The 19716-nt window shown below is 56.9% G+C and carries 16 protein-coding genes and 2 pseudogenes; 3 read left to right on the forward strand and 15 right to left on the reverse strand.

The window, feature by feature from the left end:
- A partial coding sequence (locus HZB23_11770) for a hypothetical protein (GenBank protein MBI5845334.1) occupies window positions 1-1881 on the forward strand: 1881 nt, incomplete at its 5' end.
- A gap of 47 nt (window positions 1882-1928) precedes the next feature.
- Here HZB23_11770 and HZB23_11775 read toward each other — a convergent pair.
- The 12 genes from HZB23_11775 to HZB23_11830 all read right to left on the reverse strand — a co-directional run bounded on the left by HZB23_11775 (window position 1929) and on the right by HZB23_11830 (window position 15418).
- Window positions 1929-2606, reverse strand: coding sequence for a hypothetical protein (locus HZB23_11775; GenBank protein MBI5845335.1), 678 nt, complete (start codon window positions 2604-2606; stop codon window positions 1929-1931).
- A 151-nt stretch (window positions 2607-2757) separates the two neighbouring features.
- On the reverse strand, window positions 2758-3120 hold the full coding sequence (locus HZB23_11780) for a hypothetical protein (GenBank protein ID MBI5845336.1): 363 nt from the start codon (window positions 3118-3120) through the stop codon (window positions 2758-2760).
- A gap of 102 nt (window positions 3121-3222) precedes the next feature.
- The gene (locus HZB23_11785; protein MBI5845337.1) at window positions 3223-5553 is read right to left on the reverse strand and encodes an FAD-dependent oxidoreductase; all 2331 of its coding nucleotides are present in this window, start codon (window positions 5551-5553) and stop codon (window positions 3223-3225) included.
- A gap of 84 nt (window positions 5554-5637) precedes the next feature.
- On the reverse strand, window positions 5638-7269 hold the full coding sequence (locus tag HZB23_11790) for a 4Fe-4S binding protein (protein MBI5845338.1): 1632 nt from the start codon (window positions 7267-7269) through the stop codon (window positions 5638-5640).
- Complete coding sequence (locus HZB23_11795; GenBank protein MBI5845339.1) at window positions 7227-8363, reverse strand: glutamate synthase; 1137 nt, start codon at window positions 8361-8363, stop codon at window positions 7227-7229. The genes HZB23_11790 and HZB23_11795 overlap by 43 nt, the downstream gene beginning before the upstream one ends.
- A 280-nt stretch (window positions 8364-8643) precedes the next feature.
- Window positions 8644-9330: a cytoplasmic protein gene (locus HZB23_11800; protein ID MBI5845340.1), complete on the reverse strand. Its 687-nt coding sequence runs from the start codon at window positions 9328-9330 to the stop codon at window positions 8644-8646.
- A 143-nt stretch (window positions 9331-9473) separates the two neighbouring features.
- Window positions 9474-11558 (reverse strand): elongation factor G, encoded by a 2085-nt coding sequence (locus tag HZB23_11805; GenBank protein ID MBI5845341.1) that lies wholly within the window; start codon window positions 11556-11558, stop codon window positions 9474-9476.
- Window positions 11559-11800: 242 nt separating this feature from the next.
- Window positions 11801-12820 (reverse strand): tRNA lysidine(34) synthetase TilS, encoded by a 1020-nt coding sequence (gene tilS / locus HZB23_11810; protein MBI5845342.1) that lies wholly within the window; start codon window positions 12818-12820, stop codon window positions 11801-11803.
- A gap of 136 nt (window positions 12821-12956) precedes the next feature.
- A complete protein-coding gene (locus HZB23_11815) occupies window positions 12957-13358 on the reverse strand; it encodes a hypothetical protein (GenBank protein ID MBI5845343.1) in 402 nt (133 codons plus the stop codon).
- Window positions 13359-13588: 230 nt separating this feature from the next.
- Window positions 13589-13972, reverse strand: coding sequence for a DUF3568 family protein (locus HZB23_11820; GenBank protein ID MBI5845344.1), 384 nt, complete (start codon window positions 13970-13972; stop codon window positions 13589-13591).
- 61 nt (window positions 13973-14033) lie between these two features.
- Window positions 14034-14546 carry a thiol peroxidase gene (gene tpx, locus HZB23_11825; GenBank protein MBI5845345.1) on the reverse strand — a complete coding sequence of 171 codons (513 nt, stop codon included), beginning with the start codon at window positions 14544-14546 and terminating at the stop codon, window positions 14034-14036.
- Between the two features lie 182 nt (window positions 14547-14728).
- Entirely contained in the window at window positions 14729-15418 is a 690-nt protein-coding gene (locus HZB23_11830; protein MBI5845346.1) for a porin family protein, read from the reverse strand.
- 199 nt (window positions 15419-15617) lie between these two features.
- Between HZB23_11830 and HZB23_11835 the strand changes: the two genes are divergently transcribed.
- Both HZB23_11835 and HZB23_11840 read left to right on the forward strand, forming a co-directional pair.
- The gene (locus tag HZB23_11835) at window positions 15618-16343 is read left to right on the forward strand and encodes a transcriptional repressor (GenBank protein MBI5845347.1); all 726 of its coding nucleotides are present in this window, start codon (window positions 15618-15620) and stop codon (window positions 16341-16343) included.
- Between the two features lie 71 nt (window positions 16344-16414).
- Window positions 16415-17053, forward strand: coding sequence for a GNAT family N-acetyltransferase (locus HZB23_11840; protein ID MBI5845348.1), 639 nt, complete (start codon window positions 16415-16417; stop codon window positions 17051-17053).
- A gap of 73 nt (window positions 17054-17126) precedes the next feature.
- Here HZB23_11840 and HZB23_11845 read toward each other — a convergent pair.
- The 3 genes and pseudogenes from HZB23_11845 to HZB23_11855 form a co-directional block, all read right to left on the reverse strand.
- A pseudogene (locus HZB23_11845) lies at window positions 17127-17468 on the reverse strand (type II toxin-antitoxin system PemK/MazF family toxin).
- Window positions 17462-17554 (reverse strand): annotated as a pseudogene (locus tag HZB23_11850) (AbrB/MazE/SpoVT family DNA-binding domain-containing protein). The pseudogenes HZB23_11845 and HZB23_11850 overlap by 7 nt, the downstream one beginning before the upstream one ends.
- A 138-nt stretch (window positions 17555-17692) precedes the next feature.
- A complete protein-coding gene (locus HZB23_11855; GenBank protein MBI5845349.1) occupies window positions 17693-19684 on the reverse strand; it encodes a tetratricopeptide repeat protein in 1992 nt (663 codons plus the stop codon).
- Window positions 19685-19716 lie beyond the last annotated feature (32 nt).

A 19716-nucleotide genomic window follows, 5' to 3' on the forward strand; every position in this document is an offset into this window, starting at 1 on the left:
ATTCCCCTTGCGGCGATTGTGCTGGTCGGGGCCTTCATGGCGCTTCCCATGTTCGCGCGCATGGACCGCCTGCCAAACATGATCATGAACGACTGGGGCGAGGTCTATTTTCACCAGGCCGCTGCGCGGGAAAGCGTTCTCTCCGGGGCCGGAATCCCCTTCTGGTGTCCCTACGTCAACGGCGGATACCCCCTGGCAAGCCACCCCTACGATCCCAGCCTTTCCCCGCTTTTCCCGATCACCCTGGTTTTCGGCGAAGTGGCCGGAACCCGCATCCTCCTGTTTCTCGTGTTCCTGGCGGGGCTTTGGGGCATGTGGGCCTCAAGCCGTAGGATATTCAATTATTCCCCACTTGAGGCATTTGCAGCCACGTCGGTTTACGCGGCAAGCGGTTGGCTTCCCATGCGCTTTTTCGGCGGAAACTTCAACGAATGCCTTCTCTACGCCTTTCCAGCCCTGGCCTTTTGCATAAGCAAAGGCCGGGCAAGCCGGGGTTTTGCCGTGCTGGCCGGGCTAATCCTTTACACCATGATGGCCCAGGGCAAATACGTTTACCCTGTGAGCATCTTTTATTTGCTGTTATGGTGGGCGGTTGAAAGGGTTTTCTCGCGGGGCCTAAAATCGGATGAAAGAACCTTTTCATTTTACGCAATATGCGCAGGCATCGTAATCTCATGCCTTTTGGGGATAACCAGAATATACCTGCTTGGCGAAATCATTTCGCTGGATTCGCGGAATTATGATTACAGCATGATGAATAGCAACAGTTCGCTGTATGAAAGCCTTTATTACATCTATCATTTTTTTATTAGAATTCATGACTTCTCGAACGAAACCCTTGTCATGAACGGGCAGATGTATGTCAGCGTCGCAAACAACATGTATCGCCTGGAAAACAAATACATCGGCTGCGGCATCCTTGCGCTGATTTTTGCCCTGATATGGCTCGTTGCCAATTTCGGCGGGAAAAACAAGGGCTTGTCCATCCTGTCGATCCTGACCGCCCTCCTTGCCGTCACCAACTACTTTCCCATAGATATCTACAGGCCCTTGGGCTTTCTGCCCGTTTTTCACAACATCAAGTATCCGGCCAAGTATTTCAATTATTTCCTGCTGTTGTTCATCGCAATTGGCGTCGGAGGCTTTTTCAACGCCTTCTGCGGCCATCTCAAAAAGGATTTAAGGAGCGCGGCTGCCCTGGTCCTGCTGGTTTTTCTCGTATTGCCGGGCATGTGGCGGAATTCCTCCATCATTCCCCTTGCATTCACGCATCCCCGCCCGGCCCGTTGGGTCAAGGCCGACGCCTTTTTCAACGTGGATTACGGCGATCTCTACCCCAATCTCTTGCAGGGTTACGGGCTCCTCCGGCACTGGTGCGGCAACATAGTGCTCTCCACGTCCGTGGTTCCGGCCTTTCTGTGCACCAAAACCGCCCGGCAGGTGGGAACCATAGTCCGCTGCGCGGGCCAATACGCCCGGAACCCCGCCTATTCCGGCGAGGTCGGCCTTGAAAACGGTTACGGAGCCGTGAGCGATTTCAAAACGGGTTACAACCGGACAAGTTTTTTCGTGAGCCTTTTCGGCCCGGACACGGTGATAGTGAACCAGAACTGGGCTTCGGGATGGAAAACGGACCGGGGAATCGTCACCCGAAAAAACGGGCTCCTGGCCGTTAGGTTCGACAAGCCTTTCAGCGGACCAGTGACGCTTTCATACCGCCCGCCCCATATAGGATGGGTTCTTGCCCTGAACCTACTGGCGGTTCTCGGGCTTCTCCTGTGGGCCTTTTTCCGGCCTTTCCGCGCCCGGCCCGGCCTGTCGGCCCCTGGCGGGAATTCCGTCCTGTCCTTAGTCGCTAATGGAGGGGATAAAAAGATGTAAAAACAGTAGGTTGTGTGGTTCCTTGCGAAGCGCTGGCTCACCCAGAATTACGTATTCCACCAGCAATAATATAAGCGTGAGTTTTTGCGGTCATAAACCAAGTGCCAATGCACCTCGCCGTCATCTTTTTTGAAAAACAGACCATCTTTTACGGTGTCGAGGTTATATAATGGTGTGCGATAGGCTTTATCAATTTGTCCTGGTCCATAAATAAAATCAAATTTTTGAATTTGTTTATTCCAAGTTTCGAGTTCATTAATTTGTTTTCCTGTAATTTTGCTTATCAACTTTTCAAGATCAGACTTATCAGCAGAGAACGCTATAAAAATTGTATGGTCCTGAAAACCATCTGTATAAAAGTATGCATTGATAACATTATTTTTAAGTTTGAACTCATCTTTAATAATTTTTATTGCTTCACTATTAATAAATATTTTTGGCTTACTCGTGTTTTCCGTTGCCTTATTAAATGAAATAAAAATTGTGCACGAAATAAGAATCAAAACTATAAATATTGAAGATGCTATAATATAAAAAGTCTTGGCTCGATATCTATAAATAAAATATGCACAAGGTATTAGTGCAATAAATAATATTTTTGCGTCAATATGTACGCCAATTATATCAAAACATTTATATATTATAAAAAATAATCCCAATTCAATTGTTGCGTATATCACAGCCAAAATATATTTATAATGATTGTATTTGGATTCAAGCTCCATTGCTGACATCCAATCACACGCAAAAGATTGTAATTAATCGATTCATGCAGGCCAATCACAAGCTGCCCTGTGGACGGCTTGTTACAGTGGCGCGTTTTTCGTCATATTCCACGCCCCCAGGGGTAGTCCCCGATCTTTTCCAGCATGAATTTCATTTTACCAGCACAAAGCGTTCAGCCAAATATCCATCATGAGTGAATGGCGGCTCCTTCTTAATTCTATTTTCCCATTCTTCTCTTGATTCATTATTTTTATAAACCATGGCGGTGCCAAATAGTCTTATTGTTTTTCCGATGGTTTCTTTTGGTAGAGTAAATCCTCTTAACGAGACAGAAAAATTTTTGCAAACAAGAGTATCGCCTATTTTTGAACGAAATAACTTACCTTCAACAGCCACCTTTTTCCCTTCGGCACTTTGAAATTCATCCTTGGTTTTAATAACAGTATGCCCCTCGGTTTCTGTAAACATAAAACAAATTAACAAAAAAAATAGTGAAATAACAATTGGCTTCATACATTACCTCACAGATTCTTCATTGGTGAAATTGGGGCATTTCGATAGGCAGTTGGGGGGGGGCGAAGGCCCCCCGGCCGCCGGAGGCATGTTTTTTCTTCGCTATAATGGGCTGTTCTCGGTAAGGTTCCACACCCCGCAAGGGCAGGCCCCCATGCAGAAGCCGCAGCCGATGCAAAGCGCCGCGTTCACCGTCATTTCAAAGCCCTTGTCGGGAAGGCTGGTGCGGGAGATGGCACCCTTGGGGCAGATTTCAGCGCAGATTCCGCAGTCCCGGCAAAGCCCGCAGGACGAGCAGTTGCCCGCGCAGTCGCCGGTGTCGGAAAAGGTCCGCTTTTTGGGGTCGAAATAGGCCAGGTTCACCCGGTTCAAGGGAATCACGGCCTTGAAGGTTCTTTTGGGAAGCCTGCCCGACAAAAGCTCGTGCATGGCCTCCGCCGCCTTTTTTCCCGCGCCTATGGCGTCGGTGAGAAGGCCGGGCCGGACGATGTCTCCCACCGCGAAAATCTTGGGGTCGGTGGTGCGAAAGTTTTCGTCCACCGTAATAAAGCCTTTTTGGGTCTGCACGGTTTCCGGAAGGAACCCGGTTTCCGGCGCGTCTCCGATTGACACCACCACGGTGTCGGCGTCAAGGGCCGTCCCGTCCGTAAAGAGCACGTCCTTTTCGCGGATTTCCTTCGTAAAAAGCGGCCACAAGAATTTCGCGCCCGCCTTTTCGGCGGCGTCCCGTTCCTTGCCGAAGGCCGCCGGTTTCTGGACGTCCACCAGGGTGACGGATTCCGCCCCCAGGGCAAAGGCCGAGGAGGCCACGTCGCAGCCCACGTTTCCGGCCCCTATCACCACCACTTTTTTTCCGGCCTTCGCCTTGCCGCTTTTAAAGGCCCGCAGAAAGTCGAGGGCGCTTTCCGCCCGCTCGATTCCCGGAACCGGCAGCATCCTGGGCTTGGAGGCCCCCGCCGCCATCACCACGAAATCGTACCGGGCGGCAAGATGGGAAACGCCGTCCCGGTCCAGGTCCTTTTTGAGGGTGACGTGGGGAATCACTTCCCGCACCCTTTTAAGCTCTGCGGACAAAACCTCCGGCGGGATGCGTTCGGGGGGAATTGCGGTGGAAAGCTTGCCACCAAGCTCTTTTTCCCGGTCGTAGACAGTGGCCTCGTGGCCCTTGAGCCGAAGCTGCCAGGCAACCGAAATTCCGGCAACGCCGCCGCCCACAACCGCTATCTTTTTGCCGGAAAGGGGCGGTAGATCGGGAGTTTTGGCGGCAAGGCTCGCGCGGCCCAGAACGCCCACGTCGATGGGGGTCATGCCTAGGCTGTTACGGGTGCAGCCGCCCATGCATAGGTTGGGGCAGAGGTAGCCGCAGACCGTGGCGGGAAAGGGCGAGTAAAGAAGGGAAACATTCACCGCCTCCTCGGTTTTGCCCTCGCGGACCAGCCGCCAGCGCTCGGATACCGGGATGCCACTGGGGCAGGCCGCCTCGCAGGGGGAGGCGTGCTTTCTGTTCTCCCACACCGGAACGAACCGACGAAGCTCGCCCGTGGTGACCACCTCTATGACTCCGCGTTCGCCGTCCAGAAGATCGCCTACAAGGCCGCCTGTTCCAAGCTCGTGATCCCAGACATTGCGCCTGAACTCGCTCATGGCCCGCCTGGGCTTGGCAGCCTTTTCGTGGGGGGAGCGTGCCTCTATGAGGCTCCACTCCTCACGACGGGTAAGAAGCGGCATTAGCCCGGTTTTTTTGACCCGGAAGAGGAAATCGCCCAATCCTTCAAGCAGCCATTCCCAGTCACTGTCCTCTATGGGAGCGAGCTTGGCGTCGGCCTCTGAAAAGCCCCTGTGAGGCCCGCGAACGAAGATGCGCCCGCGCACCATGCCCACGCAGGGGCGGAAACCCAGCACGTTTTCGGGGTTCTGGGGGCTAAGGCCGCAGACCACGGCGGTTCCGCCCGCCATGAATTCGGCGAAGTAGTCGCCCACGCCGCCCAATACCCAAAGCTGGGGCGGCATGAAGCGCGGGTTGGCCTTGGTCATGGTCATGCCGCGCGCGCCTATGTTGCCAGCGATCATTATGCGGCCCTGGGCCATGGCGTTGCCCACGCCGTTGGTGGCGTTGCCGTGCACCACTATGGTCGCGCCCGCGTTCAGCCAGCCCACGTCGTCCGAGGCCGGGCCCAGAATTTCGACGGTGGTGTTGGCGCAGCCAAGGCTTCCGGTGCGCTGGCCGGACTGGCCGGTGATGGTGACCGAAACCCGGTCTTCGCCTGCGGCCCACAGCCTGCCGCCTATGCCGTGCTGGCCCCGCGCATCCACCAGGATGCGGCGCTCGCCCTTGGCCACGGCCTTCTGGATCAACTCCTCCAGAACCCGGCTTTCGAGCCTCACCCCGTTTTCAACCCCGGATATCCGGCAGTATTCTTCATGGTCCGTCATTTTCGTGCTCCGCAATCGCCCATCAGGACAATTTGTATTCCGTAGGGGCGACCGGCCGGTCGCCCGCTTTTGAACGCACCAGTATTACACAACATACCTTATGCCCAGCCTCTGGGCGGCTTCGTAATCATCAATGCCCAAAGCATCCGACATGCCGATGGGAAGCGACGTTGACCGTCCCAGCGGGGCCACGATTTTCTTGAGCTCGGTGTCGAAGCAGATGAAAACGTCCACCACGCGCTCGGCCACCTTTTCGGGATCAAGGCGGCGGTAGATGCGCTGATCCTGGCTCGTGATACCCTTGGGGCAGAGGCCCACGTTACAGATGTTGCACCGGTCGGTCTCCGAGCCCACGCAACCCGCCGCAGCCTGCATGATGTATTTCCCCACCTGGACACCCGAAGCCCCAAGCATGATAAGCGCCGCCGTGTTGGCGGCGAGGTTGCCGCTTTTTCCGATTCCGCCCCCCGCGAAAAGGGGGAGCTCGTTTTGCTTCCCGACTTTTACGAGGTTGTCATAGCAGTCCCTAATATTGCTGGCTATGGGGTGCCCCATGTGATCCATGGATACGGCGTAGGCGGCTCCCGTGCCGCCGTCCTCGCCGTCTATGGCGAGTCCCGCCGCGTAGGGGTTTCGGGCAAGGTTGTTTAAAACCGCAAGGGCCGTTGAAGTGCCTGAAATCTTGGGATAGACGGGAACGCGGAAGCCCCAGGCCATGCTCATGGACTGGATCATCTTGGCCACTGATTCTTCAATGGAGTACTGGGTCTGATGGGTGGGGGGCGAAGGCAGGCTTACCCCTGTTGGCACTCCGCGAATGGCTGCTATGAGCTTATTGACCTTGTGCCACATCAAAAGGCCGCCGTCCCCCGGCTTGGCCCCCTGGCCGTACTTGATCTCGATGGCGCAGGGGTCTTCCTTCATTTCGGGGATTGCGTGGATGATCTCGTCCCAGCCGAAGTAGCCGGAGGCGATCTGGAGGATGACGTACTTGAGGAAGCGGCTTCGCAGAAGCCTTGGGGGGCATCCGCCCTCGCCGGTGGAGATTCGAACCGGCATCCCCATTTCCTCGTTGAGATAGCTCACTCCCATCTGGAGCCCCTCCCACATGGTGGGGGAGAGAGCGCCGAAGCTCATGCCGCCGATGATGAGGGGGTAGATTTCCCGCACGGGCGGAATCCAGCCCTGGTCCCGGAAAAGGTCCAGGCTCTGTTCGGGGGGAAGTATCCGGCCCAGAAGTGTGCGAAGCTCGAACTCGTGGCGGCCCGCGTCAAGGGCCGGGTCTGTTAGCATTGAAATGCGGGTGAACTTGATGCGGTCCAAGACGCCCCCCGGCGCGTTTCGGCGTCCGCCCCGGTTGCGGGCGGCCCCGCCCTGGTTGCGGTGAAACCTGAGCTTGTCCGGCTCGTCGTTCCGAATCGGCATTATGGCGTTATTGGGGCAGACGGTGTTACACAGGCCGCAGCCCACGCAGGCGAAGGCCGGTTCGGTCTTCTGCCGCACGGCGTAGAACACGGCGTGCTCGCTTTTCGCCTTGGTCTGGGCGGTGTTGACGCCAACGGTGCGCTTTGCCGAAACCCCAAGCTCTATGGCCCTCACCGGGCAGGCCGCCGTGCACCTGCCGCACAGGGTGCAGGCGTCGATGTCCCAATCTATGATCCAGGGAAGGTCTTTTAAGCCAAGCGTGCTTGGGCCAATGGTTCCCACTGGTTGCATACCGTCACCTCTTTGCGCGTCTGGGAAACGTAAACCGTATCCATGTACATTGGCTGGAAATCCGCGCCCTTGTCCCTGTCGGGTATGGCGCTGTCTAACGCGCACATTTCGGACGAAAAAGCCCATCTGCCCGGACGCCCGCCAACAATCCCGGGCCGCAGCTTCTTGCGGTCCTGGGCCATGAAAAGGGTGCGGTCGGGAAGGCAGCCTATCACGCAGTTGGGGCCGTCCGTGATAAGGGGGCGGCAGGCGTGCTTCAGGTTGGCCAGAAACGCGCCGTCGGGATGTTTTTTGATGTCCTCGTCCACAAGCGGGGTGATTATGTGCTTGTAGGCGGCAAGGGGCAGCTTCAGAAAATGCTGGCTGTAATGCAGAATGTGGGTGAAGACCTCGGAATCAGAGTTGTAGCCCGAATAGCCCGAAAAACCCCGCGAGGACAAAAATTCGCGTATGGGCACAAAGGCGGTGTTCTCGCCGTTGGTCATGGATGCCACGCCCTGGATGAAAAAAGGGTGGCAGGCATAGAGGTTGATGGCGTAGTTGGTGTTCTGCCGCCCCTGGGCCATGATGACCCGCGCCCGAAGGTCGTCACGGGCAAGCCCCAGGTACTGGGCCACCGTTAGCGGATCGCCTATCTCCTTAATCATGATCACGTCGGGCCAGAAGCTGTAGACGATCATGTCGCCCTCGGCCTCGCCCATCTTGCGGAGTTTGAGGCGAATTTCCATTAATTTATCCATCTTGCGCCCGTGGGGCATTCCGTCCCAGTCCTCCGGGTACTCGTAGGCCCTTATAAGGTACCTGTCACGGCGGGGGATCCCCGGAGGCGGAGTTGCCGGAAGGCGCATGGAAACCTTGTATTTGGTGGTGAAGCCCACTTCCATCATGAAGGAGTCCAGGCGCTTCAGGCCCTGGACCGAGAATATGCCCGAAAGTATGGGCGCATCCTTCATTTCCTCGAAGGGGCCGGACAGATCGGTGAGATAAAGCCCGACGCCGCTTCCGTCGTGGCCTTCCCGCATCACGTCCAGGGCCTTTAAGGCCACCATGGGCGATAATGGCTCGTCACTGGTTATGGCAAAAAGCCGACACATGGGTGTCTCCTTTGAAACGGTCCACAAAATTCAATTCTGCCGCCGCCGCCCCGACAGGCCGCCGTTGGCGGAAACTTTTTTTATAATATTTTTGGGATTGGTTGCCAAGAAAAAAAGCCATTATGATGATTATGGCTGGGAAGTGAGTGTGACTGATTGAAATGGGGACGAACAACATTTGTCATGCGGAATAATTTTTACGGCCAGAAAAAAAGGGGAGGGGGGAACTTTCAGCTTAATCAACTGAAAAGGCCATCCCTCCCCCAATAATAAGAATCTGCTATCTGCCGGCCTCATTTATCAAAAAAGTGGCCGGGTCCAGCACGAAGTTCCGATCAGCCGGGATTCCGTTCTTCACCGGTTTCACGGCTATTCCGCCGTTTTCCGGGGCCAGGAGGCAGGCCCTGTAAAAAAGGTCCGCAACCTGCGAGAAGGTTCCGGGAAGCCCGTCTTCCATTATGCTCTCGTCCTTTTTTAGCCGCATTGAAAACCAGGCCCGCATTTTGTACTCACCCACCAGGGCCTTCATGTCCTTCAAAAGCGAGATTCCGCCTTCGCTGAAATCGAGGCCGTCCACGATCATCACCTGGGGATAGAAGATGTTCTGCTCGGTAAGATCGTTAAGGCGCTCCATGAGGCGCGAGGCCGAAAAGCCTTCTGCGGTGAAGCCCATTATGAAGCGTCGGGGCAGCATGGTTTCCCACATGGAAAGGTGATCCTGCCAGTTGTTGGCGAGGGCCAGCGGGGTGAAGACCTCCTCGTACCACAGGGCCACCTTGCGCACGGGCTGATCCAGGGAAACGTGCAGAACGTTGGTGCCGGAAAGAAGGTGGTACATGGCAAGCTGAACCAGAACTGCGGTCTTGCCCATGCCGGGCCTGGAAAGAATGGCCCCCAGTTCCCCTTCGGGAAGGCTTTGCGCCATGAGGGAAAGGGGATGATCTTCCCCTATGAGGTTTTGAGACATTTTCTTTCTCCCTTTTCGGGCCGGAAACCATTATCAATGCGGATTGCGTTCCTGCACCGACTATTCGGGTTTCACCTGTCGCCCGTTGTTTCTCTTTTATGTAGGCTGCCCGGTGGGTAAGCCTAAAATCGGATACAAACCCGTCAGTTGGATTTACCCTTGGCTTCTTTGGCCTGTGCTACAAGCCTTTCCGCCACATCCCCCGGAACGCGCCTGTAAATGGCGAATTCCATGGTGAACTGGGCCTTGCCCTGGGTTGCGGAGCGCAGAACCGTGGAATAGCCGAACATTTCCGAGAGCGGCACCTCGGCCTCCACGCGGCACATGGCCCCTTCGTCCTGGGAGCCCAAAATTATGCCCCGGCGCTGCACGATGGTTCCCATCACCGCGCCCTGGAACTCTGTGGGGCTTTCAACCGACAGCTTCATGATGGGCTCCAGTATCACCGGCTTGGCCTTGGGGTAGGCCTCCCGAAAAGCTCCCCTGGCCGCAGCCTGAAAGGCCATGTCGCTTGAATCCACCGCGTGGCTCGCGCCGTCGTTTATGTAAACCTTGACCCCGGTTACGGGAAAGCCCAGAAGCTGGCCCTTGGCCATGCACTCCTTGAAACCCTTTTCGCAGGCCGGTATGAAGTTGGTGGGGATTGCGCCGCCCGTGATCTTGTTGTCGAACACGAAATCCTCTTCAATGGCCGGTTCAAGCCCGCCTGCGATCCTTCCGTACTGGCCGCTTCCACCCGTCTGCTTTTTGTGGGTGTAGTTGAAAGTCGCCTTCTGGGTGATGGTCTCCCGGTAGGCCACCTGGGGAGCGCCGGTCACCACCGCCGCGCCGTACTCGCGTTTCATGCGCTCCACGTAGATTTCAAGGTGAAGCTCGCCCATGCCGCTTATGATGGTCTCGCTGGTTTCCGAATCCACCCTGCAGGTGAAGGTGGGGTCTTCCTTGACGAAACGGTTCAGGGCTTTGGCCATGGCGGACTGGCTTTTGTTGTCCTCGGCGGTGAGGGATAGCGATATGACGGGCTTCGGAACGTGCATGGAAGTGAGCGAGAGGTTCAGATCCGGGTCCGTGAAGGTGTCGCCGGACGCGCACTCCACGCCGAAAAGCGCGCCTATGGTGCCTGCGGGGATTTCCGGGATGTCCTCCATCTGGCTTGCGTGCATCCTAACCGCCCTGCCAACCTTCACCTTTTTTCCGGTGCGGGAGTTTTTGATGGTGGATCCCTTGGCAAGGGTGCCCTGGTAGACGCGCACGTAGGTAAGCTGGCCGTAGCGTCCGTCTTCCAGCTTGAAGGCAAGGGCCACAAGGGGTTTTGCGGGGTCCGCCGAAAGCACGATGTCGGCCTCGGCGTTATCAAGGTCAATGGCCTTGTTTTCCTTTTCGCCGGGGTTGGGCAGGTAAAGGGTGACCGCGTCCAGAAGAAGCTGAACTCCCTTGTTGCGGTAGGCGGTTCCCATAAGGACAGGCGTCATCTTGCGGGCAAGGGTCGCGGCCCTTATTCCGCCGATCAGAAGTTCTTCGGAAATTTCGCCGCCAAGGGCCGCTTCCATGAGGTCGTCCGAGAACATGGAGGCCGCGTCCACAAGGGTTTCGCGGGCGGCTTCGGCGGCGTCCTTCATGGAGGCCGGGATTTCCTCCACTCTTATGTCTTCGCCGTTTTCGCCGTCGAAATAAACCGCCTTCATTTTTACGAGGTCCACCACGCCCTCGAAATCAGCGCCCACGCCTATGGGAAGCTGTATGGGAACCGCGTTGTGGTTGAGCTTGTCCTTGAGATCGTTGGTGATTCGTGCCGGGTTTGCGCCGCTTCTGTCGCACTTGTTGACGAAGGCCAGGCAGGGAACCCCGTAGCGGGCCATCTGGCGGTCGACGGTTATGCTCTGGCTTTGCACGCCGCCCACGGCGCAGAGAACCAGGACGCCTCCGTCCAGCACCCGAAGGCTGCGCTCCACCTCGATGGTGAAGTCGACGTGGCCGGGGGTGTCTATGATGTTGATCGCATGGTCCTTCCAGGTGCAGTGGGTGGCCGCCGAGGCAATGGTGATGCCGCGCTCGCGCTCCAGCTCCATGGAGTCCATGACCGCGCCCACGCCGTCCTTGCCCTTCACGTCGTGCATGGCGTGGATGCGCTGGGTGTAAAAGAGGATGCGTTCCGTGAGGGTGGTCTTGCCCGCGTCGATGTGGGCCGAGATGCCGATGTTTCTGGTGAGAGACAGATCGTGTTCCATGATGCCTTTAAAGCCTTTTCGTGGCGGCAGCCGGAGAAAAACGCCTCCGGCTCCTGGTTTCGTATCCCCCGGAGTGTGAAACCCGCTCCGGCCTGCTTTTTTTCCAGGCCGACTCCGCCCTGGGGTGGGGGCGAAAAAAAGCGGTTCCGCCCCGTTTGGAGGCGGAACCGCCTTGAAAAATATTTATATTATCCCTTAATGAAATTTGCGTCAATAAAAAAGTGAGATGTTTCAGGGCGGGGTCAGCCCCGTTTTTTGGGGCGGGCGGAAAAATCCGGGGGGCGTGAAATGACGAGGCTCTCCCTTGTCCTTTTCGCCACCACGCCGCCGGGCAAGTGGGCGGTCTTGCCGGTTTTGAGGGAAAGAACGTCCTCCACGTGGACAAGGCCGATTTTTCTCAAGTCTCCCTTGACTCTTTCCACTGCGGCCCTGACCAGCCTTCGCCTGACCGCCGGATGCTCCGCCTTGAGTTCCGCCACCGGGAGTGAGATTTCGGCATCTTTCGGCGAAACTCCCATAAGGGTCATGCGGCGGGCGATGAAGTCCTCCCAGAAGGATTCCTCCGCGCCCATAACGTCGGCCAGCCTGTTCAAAGCCGCAATGACTGCGGGGTTGTAGTCTTTTTCCAGCAGGGGAAGAAGCTCGTTTCTTATGCGGTTTCGCAGAAAGGACGGGTCGGAGTTGGATTCGTCCGTGACAAAGGGAAGATTCTGCTCCCTTAAAAAATCCAGCACGTCCTTTCGCGTGGCTTCCAGGAGGGGCCGCACGATGTTTCCTCGAATTGCGGGAATCCCCGAAAGCCCGGTTCCGGCGGCCCCTCTTAAAAGGAACATCATAACGGTTTCCGCGTTGTCGTCCGCCGTATGGGCCACGGCCACGCGCGAGAATCCGTGTCCGGCGCAAATGCGATGGAAGAAGCGGTATCTTGCGTCTCTTCCGGCCTCCTCCAGGCAGAGCCCGTTTTCCGCCGCCAAATCGGACGCCGAGGTTTTTTCCAGGAAAAAGGCCAGCCCGTCTTTCCGCGCAAGCTCCTCCACAAAGGCCTCGTCGCGGTCAGAAGCCTCGCCCCTCAATCCGTGATTCACGTGGGCAACGCCGATTTCGCCCAGTAGAAGGCGATCCTTCAGCATCACCAGCGCGGAAAGCATGGCCGTGGAGTCCGGCCCGCCCGAAACCGCCGCCAGCACGTTCGCCCCTTTGGGGAACATTCCCGCGCGCCGGGCCGTTTTCAGCACGGCCCCGATAAGACCGTCTTCACTCATCGCCCGCCGCCGTCTCGTTGAAGGATTTCGGAACAGAGGGGATACTCAAGGCAGTGCGTCCAATGGAAGGAAACCAAACAGCTTGTTTGACTTTTGAAATCATTGGCGGCGGTGCGCCGACAGCCGGATCGATTTGTCAGTCATCCAAGTTGATGCCCAGGACAGGAGCTGCCATGCCCTGACGGAACAGATGAGCAACCGAACAGTTAATGTACCGAGAGTGTTCGGGTTCTGGTGCAACTTTACCGACAAATGCCCATCGATTTCTTTTCTGCTTGGCCAATTCAGCCAGGACGGGATTATCAAAGTGTGCAGTTTCGGCAGATTCCCACGATTTGATCTTATAAACCGCTTTGATAACTCCTTTATAGACCGCCATCGCTAATATATCCTTCTTTTTTAACTTCTTACCTACCCTCCAAATTCCACGAGTAGCTTCGTAGAGTTCTTCGTCGCTCATTCCTTCCCTGAACAATTTGTTGATACGGAAAAGCAAGGCTGGATCGGTCACATCTACCGGTTGGGGAGCATGTTCCATGATGAAATTACCCCATAGCGTCGTGGATAATTGGCGTGACCCAAAAACGGGGAATTAAATTCTTGGAAGCGGGGGCTTCTTTTCTTCTTCACCCAATGCCGCCATGCTTTAGAGGGATTGAAAACGATGAAATGCAAGGAAGAGTGAAGCGGGCGGGAAGGAATAGTACTTGTCGTACATGACGACCCGCCCGCTTTGCTCTGACACAGCAGTTCGCGTTTTCAGACCCTCTAAAGACGGGCCTTGATGTAGTTGTGGATCGTTTCCGCTACCGAGCGATCCCACAGGCCGACCCTGCCCACCCTTACGGCGATCGTGACCCTTTTGGGGGCCATGTTCTGAACCCTTACTGAAACCTGGGTGTTGTCGGCCTGCTTGGCGTCTATGCGGCAGGTGATGCCGTCGTCGGTCTTGTCCAGAATCCTGATTTTGAGGTCTTTCAGAACGTCTTCGGTGGACGAGATGGCCTTGGCGTAGGGGGATTGATACTCGCGCTGGAGTTCGCCCTCGACCCACGCGAAAGCGCCCACAACGGCGCTTGTGGCGAACAGGGCGCAGCCGGAAAGGATGGAGACCAGAAGGACGGCCAGGGCGAGCTTGGTTAGTGTCTTCATGTTGAAAACCTCCGGGAAAGGATGTGTTTTGGGCGTTGGTTCCGGCTTCGTAATTCCATGGTCATAAAAGGGCCTTGACCGCCGCCAGCGCCTTTTCGTAGTCGGGCTCCTGGGAGGTTTCGGGCACGATTTCCACGTATCTGAGAATTCCGGCCCTGTCAGCCACGAAGACCGAGCGGGCCAGGAGGCGGAGCTCCTTTATCAGCACCCCGTATTTGAGTCCGAAGTCGGCGTCCCTGTGGTCGGAAAGGGTGGTGAGGGCGGTGATTCCCTCGGCGGCGCAAAAGCGTTTCTGGGCAAAGGGAAGGTCCATGCTGACGGTTACGAGGGCCACGTCAGGCCCAAGGGAGGCGGCCTCCCGGTTGAAGCGCTTGGTCTCCACCTCGCACACCGGGGTGTCGAGGGAGGGCACAGCCGCCAGGACCAGGACCTTTCCGGAAAAATCGGCAAGGCTCTTGGGCGACATGTCGTTTGCAAGGGCCGTGAAGTCCGGGGCCCTGTCGCCGGGCGAAAGCGCCGGGCCGACGAGGGTCAGCGGATTTTTATGGATGGTTACTATTCCAGTCCGTTCCATGAAAATGCCTCCGATCCGTAACAGGCTGTCGAAAAACGCGATCCGCTGTGTTCTGCTTCAAAGCCAATTCCGTCACGTACATTAAGTACGCTTGACTCATTGGCTTTTCGCACGCCTTGCGGCTCATCGTTTTTCATCAGCCTGCCAAATTTGAGTTTTTCAACAGGCTGGTAAAGATATGATCAGAAATGATAGGCCGTGTTTCCGGTGACGGAGAGGAACTTGATCTCGTCCCACTCGTTCCAGCCCCAGTAATAGGAGGTGTCGAGACCCAGGGAGATGGAGTCGGTGACGAAAAAGTCGACGCCCGCGCCGATTCGGGTTACGGGGTGGCACTCCCAGTTGATGAAGGTGCGGCTCTTGCCGTAGACCTTGGCGTTGGTTTGGACCTCGCCCATCATGGCCCCGCCCCCTATGGTGAAATAGGGTGAAAACCAGTCGAGCTTGCCGATGGGCGGCTGGAGGCGGCCCGAAAGCATGGCCATCTGCACGTCCACGCCCATGTCGGCGCTGACGGGTTTTCCGCCGTAGATGTAGGAGCCGCTCCATTCGAACTTGTCCATCCAGTCCAGGGTGAATTCCGCCCCGAAAATGCCCGTGAACTTGTAGCCTATGGATAGCCGGGCCCCGAAGGTGTTGTCGAAGTCGGCGTCCAGGCCCACGGGCTTAATTTCTTCGGTGAGATCGTTTATGTCGAGCATTTCAAGGACGTAGGAAAGGCCCAGGCCCACGGAAAGGGGCTTTTTGACCGTGCCGTGCCCGTAACGCGAGCCGTAGGTGGGCTCGTAATATTTGCCGTCCTCCGCGAAAGCCGGAACAACGGGCAGGGCGACGGCCAGGCAGACTATGGCCAAGAGGGTTTTTTTCAACATGGCGGGCCTCCGGATTTGGGATCGTAAACAGGACGCCGATTCGATTCTTACGGCGATTTTTCGCAACGTATCAAAAAATTTACCCGCAAGCAATCGTTTAAAGGCTCATACACAACCGGGCCGGGGCAGGGGCCTTCCGTTTGCTTGACACGTAAGTGGTTGAAAGCTACATTAAAGCAAATATCGCCCGTAGGGCGCAATGAAAAAGAACACAAAAGAACGACAGAAGCACGGAAAAAAATTGGGAAACACTGGCCACAGCAAGGAACTGGGGGAGTTTTACAGGCTCTTCCGGGACGAGGGAATCGAGAGGGTGGAGGACCGCCTGAAGGTGCTTACGGCCTTTCTCTCCTCAGAGGAGCACATGAGTGCGGCCCGACTCACCCAGATGCTGGAGGAGGGCGGGCATCCCTTCGACATCGAGTTCGTGCGGGAAACCCTGCGCCTCCTGTGCCGCTACGGCTTCGCCCAGCGCCACCATTTCGAGGGCGGCAAAAGCCTGTACGAGCACCGGCACTTGGGCCACCACCACGACCATTTCATCTGCACCCGCTGCGGGGCCATCACCGAATTTTACGACGAGGCCCTGGAGAAACTCCAGGCCAATATAGCCAGAAAACACGGTTTTAGGGTTCTCCAGCACCGCATGGAGCTTTACGGCCTGTGCGAAAACTGCAACAAGGACCGCTTCCGGCCCCTTTCCCTCACGGCGGCCAAGGCCGGCGAAACGGTGGTGATAAGGGAGCTTTCGGGCGGAAGCGAGGCAAGGCGAAGGCTTTTGAGCATGGGGCTTAGGACCGGCGACGTACTGGAGGTCCTCATCAACACCGGAGACGGCCAGGTGGTGGTGGTGGTGGATGGCAGGCGCTACGCCCTTGGCCGGGGCCTTGCGGAAAAAATCTTCGTGGCGGCGCACGTTCAGTAGGCAGCGGGCGGCTCGAAGGTTATCTTGAATTTGCTCGAATAAAAACAGGCCGATACGAAAAAGTATAGATCATGGATGAGCCTCTGATTCGCCCCTTTGATCCCGAAGCCGACATGGAAGGCGTTTACGCCTGCTACGCGGAGGGCTTCCGCCACATCGTCTGGCCATTTCTGGATCACGCGGACAAATCCCTCAACATGGACATCCTTCGCCTTTTCTGGAAGGGATGCACCCACGGGTTCGTGGCTGAGCAGGGCGGGGAGGTTCACGGGGTGATTTTCGGGAGCATCCCGGAAAGGCCGAAGCACGTGCTTTCCATGATCCCCAGGGGCGCGGGGCTAATGCTCAGGGCCGCCCTGGGACAGGGCATGGAGCCCGTCGCCCGGCGTCATTTTTTTAACATGGCCTTGGGCTACGCCCCACACGTTTTGAGGCACCCGGTGGATTTTTCATCCGCCGAGATTCTCCTTTTCACGTCGAGAAAGCTTCTCCGGGGCCGGGGCATGGGAAGGAAGCTCATGGACGCCTTTGTTCAAAAGGCCAAAAGCGAAAAGGTCCCCTCTATCCACGTGTGCACGGACACTTCCCTTTCCTGGCATTTCTACGAGGCATACGGGTTTTCGAGGGTGCGCGAGTTTCCCATGAAGGCTTATTCCATAAGCCTTCCGGGCCAGGATCACCAGGGCTTGATTTATCGGATGGGGCTTTGATGGGAAAATCAGGAATTAACTTTTATGATCGGAATAGCGGCATAAGAACAGAAGCAATGGCGTGGTTATCTAACTAAAGGCAGACCAGGGTCGCAAGTTTTTTAAGGACCTGGGCTATCGAAAAATATGGGAGCTCGCACACAAATACCGTGTTTCTTGCCCGCCAATCCAGGCTTTTCACCTGATCGGCAAGGATGGCTCCTGTAACGCCTGATCCTTCCGGGATCAGAACCTCGAACGGATAACCCTTCACCCTGTTGGTTATTGGACAAAAGAGAGCCAATCCCACTTTTGAGTTATAGGCTCCGGGTGAAATTATCAACGCAGGACGTCTTCCTGCCTGTTAATGTCCTGCCTGCGGATCAAGACTCAGCCATACCACCTCGCCCCGTTGCGGGACCCAGTCGTTCACCATGCCTCGTTACCCACGGCCTGCCCGGTTTCCAGTTCCTTGTGCAGATTTTCAGGAGTGACCCCTGCCAAAAGGGTTTCCAACGTATAGCTGGCCGATGCTTCCTTGTCGCTCCGGGTTGAATCGATCGGATGCGCTGCCGAAAAATCGGCCGTACCGGGCGGGAATTCCCGGATGCCTTTTTGATTTTTCGATTTCACCTTCATTGCTTACTCCCCAAGTTTAAATCACTTGAAAATCCCCGCCAGATCCGGGTCTTCCTTGGCCTGGGCCGCGTATGAGGGCTTGAGCCCCACGGCCTTGGCCAGCACTCTTTCAGCCTCGCCGGTTCTTCCCTGGCGGGCCAGGACGCAGGCCAGGTTGTACAGCACGGGCGCGGGCTCCGCCCCAAGGGCAAGGGCGCGGCCAAGATCGGATTCGGCTTCGGAAAGCCGCGAAAGGGCCGCAAGGGAAAGCCCCCGGCCCGCGCGGGCTTCGCCGTCCATGGGGTTTCGGGCCAGGGCTTCGTCGAAGACAGACAGCGCCTCTTCCGGCTCGTTCATGGTGACAAGGAGCATCCCCAGGTTGCAGCGGGCCAGGGTCAGGGAAGGATCGAGCGAAAGGGCGCGGCGAAGGTCGGCAAGGGCCTCCGGGAGGCGTCCCAGGGAGCGGAGGCTTTCGGCCCGGTTATAGAGGGCCACGGCGTTATTCGGATTGATTTCAAGGGCCTTGCCGTACAGGGAAAGGGCCTCGTCGTGATTTCCCCTTTTGGCCGCGCCGGTTCCCAGGGCGTTATAGGGTACATCGAAGGTGCTTTCGATGTTTCGGGGCACGAAGGAATACGGCCAGTAAACGCCAAGCGCCACCACGGCCAAAACCGCGCATGAAGCCCCAGGCAGCAGACGGCGGCGGTGCCTTAAGGCGTCGGGAAGGCCCGTCAGAAAAACGCCGCCCGTGGCGCACAAAAGGGGCAGGATGGGAAGCCTGTAGCGGGAGGCCACGTGAAAGGCGATCACCGAGCCTGCGTAAACCGCGAAAAACAGGGCAGGAACGAAAAATCTCCGGCGATCCGGCCAAAGCATGACGAAGCCCGCGAGCCCCAGGCAGAGAAGCAGCCCGGAGCCTACGAAAAGCGCCCTCAGTACGGGAAAACGGTGGCGGGCGAAGTCGAAGGAGTAGTTGTCGGCGATTTCCAAGGCCGAGAAAAACATTGCGGCCTTTCTGAGCAGAAGGCGCGAGGTGTCGCCCGGGTGGTCAATCACGTAATCGAGGCCCCGGCGGAGATAGAAGCGTGAGACATCAGAGGATTTCATGTGCGTCCGCCCCGAAAGGCGTTCGGCCTCGCGCCTGAAATCCTCCTCCTCGAACTCCGGCACAAGACGCACGTTTTCCGGGTTTTCAAAGGCCCCTTTCGATTCCGGCCCGTTTCCGTAGTAGAAATTCTGCCCTCCCTGGCTTGTGAGAAGCACGAAATCGCCCTCGGCAAGATAATTGTGGATGCTTGCGGGCGACACCGCCGCGAAAAAGCCTGCTGCGTAGAAGATGGCCGGGATGAGCCTGCTGGCGGTCGGCCCTTTTGCCGCAAAAACCAGCCACACGCAGAAAACCGGCACGAAAAGAAGCAGATTGGCCCGTGTGAGGGCGGCAAGGCCCAGAAAAACGCCCGCCAAAAGCGACATCCTGGCGGAAGGGCTTTTCCCCGCCTTTAGGGCCGCGTAAAGGGCTGTGGAAACAAGGAGGATTCCAAGGGGCTCCTTGCCCAGAATTCCGTCGTAAAACAGAAAGAGCCCGCAGAGGATATGAAGAAGGGCCGCCGCGATTCCGGCCCGCCTTCCGCCGAGTTCCCGCCCGATTCCGTATATCAGGACCGTTGAAACGCTGGACAGGATAACGTTGAAAAGCCGCGCCGTCAGAATCGACTGCCCGAAAACGGAATACAGCAGGGCCAGGATGTAGGGGTAGAGGCCATCCTGGTAAAAGGCGCGTGAGGCGATGAGCTTTCCGCCCATTATTTCCAAGGCCTTTTCATGGTAGGCCTCGGAGTCTATCACAAGGGTCGAAAAATAGTCGTCGTTACGCAGAATAAAAAGGTAAATAAGCCTGAGGGCAAGGCTTGCGCAGAAAAGGATAAAGGGGTAACTAAGATGAGGCGGGAGCCGAAAATACCGAAGGGCGACCCCGGAGGGCGGAGCGATAGGCCCCCCCGGCCCTTTTCCGGCGGCGTTCCCTGAAACCGGCATCTTATCTTTTTTCGGGCGACGGCTCATGGCGT

Source organism: Deltaproteobacteria bacterium (genome assembly GCA_016235345.1).
Lineage (GTDB): Bacteria > Desulfobacterota > Desulfobacteria > Desulfobacterales > Desulfatibacillaceae > JACRLG01.